Source organism: Actinosynnema sp. NPDC023658 (assembly GCF_040639995.1).
Classification (GTDB): domain Bacteria; phylum Actinomycetota; class Actinomycetes; order Mycobacteriales; family Pseudonocardiaceae; genus Actinosynnema.
On the sequence record NZ_JBFAAX010000275.1, the window covers coordinates 1 to 7,789 of the forward strand.

Genomic DNA, 7,789 nt, shown 5'->3' on the forward strand with positions numbered 1-7,789 from the left:
GAACGCCGCCGTGGAGAGCACCGCGGTGACCAGCGCCAGTGCCGCGACCCGGCGTGCGCCCATCACGATCGCGGTGGCGACCAGCACGGTCAGCGCGGCGACGGTCCAGCGGAGCGCGGGCGCCCACTCGGCGAACCGCTGGAGCAGGGCGAAGCCCCAGAACCCGGCCGCGGCGACCATCAGCGCCAGCGCCACGCGCACCGGGAGGTGCCGGCGTCCGCGCCACATCTCCCGGCCGGAGATGGCGACGAGCGCGGCGACGCCCGGCGCGACGGCGACCGTGTAGTAGGGGTGCGTGATGCCGCTCATGAAGCTGAACACGATCCCGTTGCCCAGCACCCACAGGCCCCACAGGACCAGGGCCGCACGGGTGCGGTCGGTGCGCGGGAGGCGGCGGGTGAACCACAGCCCGGCGACCAGCCCGATGAGCGCGGCCGGCAGCAGCCACGAGATCTCGGCGCCCATGCTCGCCCCGAACAGCCGGCCGATGCCGGTCTCGCCGCCGAAGCCGAGGTTGCCGTTGCCGCCACCGCCCACGACGACACCGCCGCCGCCTCCACCGCCACCACGACCGCCGAAGATCCGGCCCAGGCCGTTGTAGCCGATGGCCAGCTCCCACAGCGAGTCGTTCTGCGACCCGCCGATGTAGGGCCGGGACGCGGCGGGCCACAGCTCGACCAGGGCGATGAACCACCCGGCGGACGCGGTCACCGCCGCGCCCGCGCCGAGCAGGTGCAGGAACCGCTTGCCCAGGGTGGTCGGCGCGGCCAGCAGGTAGACGGCGGTGAACGCGGGCAGCACCAGCAGCGCCTGACCCATCTTGGCCAGGAACGCGAACCCGATCGCCACGCCCGCCAGCGCCAGCCACCAGCCGGAGGCCTTGTCCAGCGCCCGCACGGTGCAGTAGGCGCCGGCGACCATCAGCAGCACCAGCAGCGCGTCGGGCAGGTTGAACCGGAACACCAGCACGGCGACCGGCGTCACCGCCAGCGCCGCTCCCGCCACCAACCCGGCCACCGCGCCGGACGTGCGCTTCACCGCGGCGTACAACAACCACACGGCGAGCACGCCCTCGACGGCCTGCGGTGCGAGCGCGGTCCAGCTGGAGAACCCGAAGACGCGGGCGGCCAGCCCGCTCACCCACAGCGCGGCGGGCGGCTTGTCGACGGTGATCACGCCGCCGGCGTCGGACCCGCCGAACAGCCAGGCGACCCAGCTCTGCGAGCCGGCCTGGGTGGCCGCGGCGTAGTAGCTGTTGCCCCAGCCGGACGAGGTGATGTTCCACAGGTAGAGGACCGCGGTGCCGACCAGCAGCACGACGAGCGCGGGCGTGGTCCGGTTCCGGCCCGACGGCGGCGCGGCCGACGTGGGTGCGGGCGCGGTCAGGGTTGCGGTGGTCATGGAAGAGGTCCCTGGGGTCGTCGGGTTCGAGGTGATCGGGGTCGGTGTGACCGGTTTCGGGGCGGCCGGGGTCGGGGTGGCCATCAGGTCGTGGCCCCCGCGGCGCGGCGCGACCGGAAGACCCAGTTGCGCAGCAGCAGGAAGCGCAGCACGGTGGCGAGGAGGTTGGCCCCGACGACCGCGACCAGCTCGGCCGGGCCGCCGGGCGCGGCGAACAGGTGCAGCACGGCCAGCGAGCCGCTGGTCAGCGCGAGGCCGAGGCCGAACACGAGCAGGCCCTCGAACTGGTGGCGCCCCGCGCCGCGCCGACCGCGCACCCCGAACGTGAACCGGCGGTTGGCCGCGGTGTTGGCGACGGCGGTGACCAGCAGCGCCACCAGGTTCGCGCCCTGCGCGCCCAGACCGCCGCGCAGCGCCACGAACAGCAGCAGGTAGGCCAACGTGCTGATCACGCCGACCGCGCCGAACCGGACCAGCTGCTTGAACAACCCGGCGGGCACACCCGGCGTCTGCGGTTCCAACGGTTCCCTCCCCAGCTGGGTGCGGAGCTCACCGACCGGGATCCGGCCGGTCACCAGACCGCGCGCCACCCGGGCGACGCCCTTGAGGTCCGCCACGGCGGTCGACACGATGTCCACCCGGCTGTCCGGGTCGTCGACCCAGTCCACCGGCACCTCGTGGATGCGCGCGCCGGCGCGTTCGGCCAGCACCAGCAGCTCGGTGTCGAAGAACCACCCGGTGTCCTCGACGTGCGGCAGCAGCCGCCGGGCCACGTCGGCGCGGATCGCCTTGAACCCGCACTGCGCGTCGGTGAACCGGGTCGCGAGCGCGCCGCGCAGGATCAGGTTGTAGCAGCGGGAGATGAACTCGCGCTTCGGCCCGCGCACCACCCGCGCCCCGCGCGCCAGCCTGCTGCCGATCGCCAGGTCCGAGTGCCCGGAGATCAACGACGCCACGAGCGGCGCGAGGGCGGCCAGGTCGGTGGACAGGTCGACGTCCATGTACGCCAGCACGGCCGCGTCCGACGCGGACCACACCGCCTTCAGCGCCCGGCCGCGCCCCTTCTCCGCCAGGTGCACCGCGGCCACGCCGGGCAGCTCGCGGGTCAGGTCGTCCGCGACGGCACGCGTCCCGTCGGTGCTCGCGTTGTTGGCGATGGTGATCCGGAACGTGTACGGGAACGTCCCGGTCAGGTCGGCGTGCAGCTTGCGCACGCAGGGCGCGAGGTCGCGCTCCTCGTTGTACACCGGCACCACCACGTCGAGCACGGTGGTCGTCGTGAGCGTCGCGAAGGTCATGAGGTCACCCTCGGGCTCTCGGCTGGGCGGCTCGTGTGTCATCGCTGTGCGCCCGCTGTGAGGTCGTAGAGGGTCACGCCGTCCACCTCGGTCGCGGTGAACGTGTCGGCCACCCACTCCGCGATCCGCTCGGCCGCGTCGCTGCCGGTCTCGGCGCGCATCCCGCCACCGCCGAGGAAGTAGTGGATCCGTCCACTTCGGACGAACTCCTGGAACTCCTCGAACGTCGGGGCGGGATCGGTGCCGTTGAACCCGCCGACGGCCATCACCGGCGCACCGCTGCCGAGCTGGTACCCGGCCGCGTTGTTCGACCCGACGGTCGCCGCGGCCCAGGTGGAGCCGTCGTCGTCGCGCAGCAGGGCGACCAGCGCGTCACCTGGCGTGGGCGCGCTGAGCAGACCGCCCATCCCGCCACCGCGCCCGCCGGTGGCGTTGGTGACCGCGCCGCCCGGACCCATGATCACCAACCCGCCGCCCGGCCGGTCCGCCCGCGCCGGCCCGGCGCTGGGGATCGCGCCGGAGTGCGGCGTCGCGGCGGTGGCCACCGAGTAGGCGCCCGGACCGAGCAGCGCGGCGACCACCGCCACCGGCACGACCACGACGGCGGGCGCGACCGCGGCGAGGAACAGCCCCACCGCGCCGATCAGGCCGAGGACCAGCACGGCCACGGCCAAGGGGGTGGACCAGTCCAGCAGCAACAGGTAGCACTGAAGCGCGGTCACGGCCAACGCGCCGGACAGCGCCGCCGCCGCGACGGGTTCGTGCCGCTTGCGCCACAACGCGACCGCGCCGATCCCGATCAGCGCGCCGATCGCGGGCGCCAGCGCCACCGTGTAGTAGGCGTGGATGATGCCGTTCATGAAGCTGAACACCACGGCGGTGACCAGCAGCCAACCGCCCCACAGCGCGAGGCCGACCCGTTCGGCGGCCCGGCCCGCCCACCAGCCGGCGACCAGCAGCACCAGCGCGGTCGGCAGCAGCCAGGCGATCTGACCGCCCATCTCGTCCCCGAGCAGCCTGCCCCACCCGCTCGAACCCCAGCCGCGCCCGCCGCCGACGCTGCCGACCTCGTCGCCGGTGAGCCTGCCGAGCCCGTTGTAGCCCAGCGCCAGCTCCAGCACGCTGTCGGACTGAGACCCGCCGATGTGCGGTCGTGAGCCCGCGGGCACCAGCTCCACCGCCAGCACCCACCAGCCGCCGGCCACGACCACCGCGCCCAGCGCCGCGCCGAGGTGCCACACCTTGCGCAGCACCGCCGTCGGCGCGAACGCCAGGTACACCGACCCGAACGCGGGCAGCACCAGGAACGCTTGCAGCATCTTCGCCAGGAACGCGAACCCCACCGCCGCGCCGGCCAGGACCAGCCACCGCACCGAGGCCTTCTCGGTGGCCCGGGTCGTGCAGTAGGCGCCCGCCACGAGCAGCAGCACCATCAGCGCGTCGGGGTTGTTGAACCGGAACATCAGCACGGCGACCGGCGTCAGCGCCAGCACCGCGCCCGCGATCAGGCCGGCCGCCTCACCGGCCGTCCGGCGCACCGCGGCGTGCAGCAGCCACACGCTCGCCATGCCCATGAGGGCCTGCGGCACCAGGATGCTCCAGGCGTTGACGCCGAACAGGCGGGCCGACAACCCCATCACCCACACCGCCGCCGGTGTCTTGTCGACGGTGATGGAGCCCGGCGAGTCGGTCGCGCCGAAGAACCACGCGCGCCAGCTCCCGGCACCGGCCTGGGCGGCGGCGGAGTAGTAGGCGTTGGCCCAGCCGGAGTCGCCCAGCCGCCAGAGGTACAGCGCCGCCGTGCCGGCCAGCAACAGCAGCAGTGGTAGTCGCGCTCGCATGCGGTCGAGCCTGTCGGCGGACCCTGGGCGGTCCTTGTGCCGCGCCTGTGAGCCGGCTGTGCGCGATCAGGTCCCGGCCGCGGTCACCGGGGCAGGCGGACGGTGAACGTGGTCCGACCCGGCCTGCTGGCCAGCCGCACGGTCCCGTTGTGCGAGGCCACCACGGCGGCCACGATCGACAGGCCGAGCCCGGTGCTGCCGGCCGCGCGGGACCGCGACGTGTCGCCCCGGCTGAACCGCTCGAACACCTCGGCCTGGAGCCCGGCCGGGATCCCCGGGCCGTCGTCGCTCACCGACACCTGCGCCGCACCGTCCGTTGTGGACAACGACGTGGTGACCGTCGTGCCCGGCGGCGTGTGCGTGCGCGCGTTGGACAGCAGGTTCGCCAGCACCTGGTGCAGCTTGTGCTCGTCGCCGGTCACCTGCACCGCGTCCGGCGGCAGCTCCAACCGCCACTCGTGGCCCGGCCCGGCGATCCGGGCGTCGCTGACCGTGTCGACCACCAGCCGCGACAGGTCGACCGGGTCGCGCGCCAACGGGCGTCCCGCGTCCAGCCGAGCCAGCAGCAGCAGGTCCTCGACCAACGACGTCATCCGCACCGCCTCGGACTCCACCCGCCGCATCGCGTGCGCGATCTGCTCGGGCACCTCGTCGGGCGTGCGGCGGGTCAGCTCGGCGTACCCGCGGATGGCGGCCAGCGGGGTGCGCAGCTCGTGGCTCGCGTCCGCGACGAACTGCCGGACCCGCGTCTCGCTGGCGTGCCGCGCCTCCAGCGCCTTGCCGACGTGCCCGAGCATCCGGTTCAGCGCCAGGCCGACCTGCCCCACCTCGGTGTCGGGGTCGGCGTACTCCTCGGGCACCCGTTCGGCCAGCGCGACCTCGCCCTGGTGCAGCGGCAGCTCCGCGACCCGGCTCGCGGTCGCGGCGACCCGTTCCAGCGGGCGCAGGGTGCGGCGCACGATCAGCGCGCCGGCCAGGCTCACGGTGATCACCCCGGCCAGCGCCACCCCGCCGAGGATCCACGCCATCCGCCCGACCGTGCTGTTCACGTCGGCCAGCGGCATCCCGACGGTCACCACGCCGCCGCCCGGCGTGCCGACGGAGAGCAGCCGGTGGTCACCGAGCCCGTCCAACGTCGCGGTGTGCGCCTGCCCGTCGACGGGCACGGTCTCCATCTGCCCGGCGACGGCGGTGGAGAGCCCCTCCCGGTCACCGAAGCCGGTCGGCTGCCGCTGGGTGTCCGTTACTCCGTCACCGAGCCGGACCAGCGCGAGCGTCCCCGGCGGGAAGCCGGGGTCGTCCAGCGGACCGGGCCGCGCCCCGCCCGGCATCGGGTACTGCATCCGCTGCGAGTTGCGGCCGATCTTGACGGCCGACTCCCAGAGCTTGCCGTCCAGCTGCTTGACCAGGGAGTCCCGCAGGGCGAACCCGGTCGCCACGCCGATGATGGCGCACACCACCGCGAGCAGGACGACCTGCGCGGCCACCAACCGCGTCCGCAGTGGCCACTGCCTGACGCGCGGGGACCCGGCGTCAGGTCGAGGGCTTGAGGACATAGCCGGCGCCCCGCATCGTGTGGATCATCGGGGCTCTGCCCGCGTCGATCTTCTTGCGCAGGTAGGAGATGTACAGCTCGACGATGTTGGCCTGCCCGCCGAAGTCGTAGCTCCACACCCGGTCCAGGATCTGCGCCTTGGACAGCACCCGCCGGGGGTTGCGCATCAGGAACCGCAGCAGCTCGAACTCGGTCGCGGTGAGGTCGACCGCGGTGCCGCCCCGGCGCACCTCGCGCGTCTCCTCGTCCAGCACCAGGTCGCCCACCACCAGCTCGGTGCCCGCGCCCGACTCGGTGACGCCGGTGCGGCGCAGCAGGCCGCGCAACCGCAGCACGACCTCCTCCAGGCTGAACGGCTTGGTCACGTAGTCGTCGCCGCCCGCGGTGAGCCCGGCGATCCGGTCCTCCACCGCGTCCTTCGCGGTCAGGAACAGCACGGGCAGCGCCGGCAGGTCGGCCCTCATCCGGCGCAGCACCTCCAGGCCGTCGAAGTCGGGCAGCATCACGTCCAGCACGACCACGTCCGGCCGGAACTCGCGCGCAGCGCGCACGGCGGAGGTGCCGTCCAGCGCGGTGCGGACCTCCCAGCGCTCCATCCGCAACGCCATGGACATCAGCTCGGCCAACGTGGACTCGTCGTCCACGACGAGGACCCGCACGGGACTGCCGTCCGGGCGGCGGAGTTCAGGGGACGACCCCGAAGCGGACACTGGGCGCATGCTCCGATCCTGGACCCGGCCCTTGAGCCGGACCTGTGCCGGTCCTGTGTACCACCTGTGAACCCGTGCGACAGGTCGGGGCCGCACGCACAGGCACCGCCCATCGGCCGCACAGCCGGCTCACAGGCTCCACCGCGACGGTGGTCGCCATGACTACCGAAACCGAGCAGCACCCGACCTGGGGTGAAGAGCCACCGCCGCAGGCCGCCGCTGCGGGGAACGGCTGGAACGGCCGCAAGTCCCTCGCCGCGGTCGCGATCGCGGTCGGCATCGCCGCCGTCGGCGGCGGTGTCATCTACGCCGCGAGCAACTCCGACGCCGCGCAGCGCATGGGCGGTCCCGGCGGCTACCACATGAGGGGAGGACCCGGCGGCCTGGTGATCATGGGCGGTCCGTTCGGCGACTCGCTGCACGGCGCGTTCCAGAAGGGCGAGGTCACCGGGGTCACCGACTCGTCCATCACGGTGAAGAGCACCGACGGGTTCGACCGGACCTACCTGATCGACGACGGCACCGAGGTCAACGGGGGTCAGGGGCACCTCGACGACATCACCGAGGGCGACACCGTCACCGTCGTCGCCTCCTCGGACGGCGACGAGCAGCCCACCGCCGACACCATCATGGAGGGCGACGTGCAGCGCGGCGGGCCGCAGCAGCGGCAGGACGGCAAGCCGCCCGTCAACGGGCAGCAGGGGACCCCGCCGACCCGGTAGAACTACCGGCATGACCCGACTGGCGCTCTCGGCGCTGCTGGCGACCCTGGCCCTGCTCGGGGTCGCGCCCACCGCGTCCGCCCACACCGCGCTGGTGTCGAGCGACCCGGCGAGCGGCGCGTCGCTGCCGCAGAGGCCCGCTCAGCTGACGCTGACGTTCACCGAACCGGTGCCCGCCGAGAGCGCCGCGGTCACCGTCCAGGCCCCCGACGGCAGCGCCTGGCCGTCGGGGGAGGTCACCGCCCGGGGCGCGACGCTGACC

The 7,789-nt window shown here is 73.9% G+C and carries 7 protein-coding genes; 2 read left to right on the top strand and 5 right to left on the bottom strand.

The window, feature by feature from the left end:
• The 5 genes from AB0G02_RS23580 to AB0G02_RS23600 form a co-directional block, all read right to left on the bottom strand.
• A partial coding sequence (locus AB0G02_RS23580) for a glycosyltransferase family 39 protein (protein ID WP_360797632.1) occupies positions 1-1,401 on the bottom strand: 1,401 nt, incomplete at its 3' end.
• An 83-nt stretch (positions 1,402-1,484) separates the two neighbouring features.
• Positions 1,485-2,699, bottom strand: a complete 1,215-nt coding sequence (locus tag AB0G02_RS23585) for a bifunctional glycosyltransferase family 2/GtrA family protein (RefSeq protein ID WP_360797633.1) — start codon at positions 2,697-2,699, stop codon at positions 1,485-1,487.
• 38 nt (positions 2,700-2,737) lie between these two features.
• Positions 2,738-4,540, bottom strand: coding sequence for a glycosyltransferase family 39 protein (locus tag AB0G02_RS23590; protein WP_360797634.1), 1,803 nt, complete (start codon positions 4,538-4,540; stop codon positions 2,738-2,740).
• Between the two features lie 83 nt (positions 4,541-4,623).
• A complete protein-coding gene (locus tag AB0G02_RS23595) occupies positions 4,624-6,027 on the bottom strand; it encodes a HAMP domain-containing sensor histidine kinase (protein ID WP_360797635.1) in 1,404 nt (467 codons plus the stop codon).
• Positions 6,028-6,073: 46 nt separating this feature from the next.
• Entirely contained in the window at positions 6,074-6,814 is a 741-nt protein-coding gene (locus AB0G02_RS23600) for a response regulator transcription factor (RefSeq protein WP_360797636.1), read from the bottom strand.
• A 149-nt stretch (positions 6,815-6,963) separates the two neighbouring features.
• On the opposite strand from AB0G02_RS23600, the gene AB0G02_RS23605 reads away from it, so the two are divergent.
• Together AB0G02_RS23605 and AB0G02_RS23610 are read left to right on the top strand one after the other, a co-directional pair.
• Positions 6,964-7,527, top strand: a complete 564-nt coding sequence (locus AB0G02_RS23605) for a hypothetical protein (protein WP_360797637.1) — start codon at positions 6,964-6,966, stop codon at positions 7,525-7,527.
• Between the two features lie 10 nt (positions 7,528-7,537).
• Positions 7,538-7,789: copper resistance protein CopC (locus AB0G02_RS23610; protein WP_360797638.1), on the top strand; the 252-nt coding region annotated here is incomplete at its 3' end.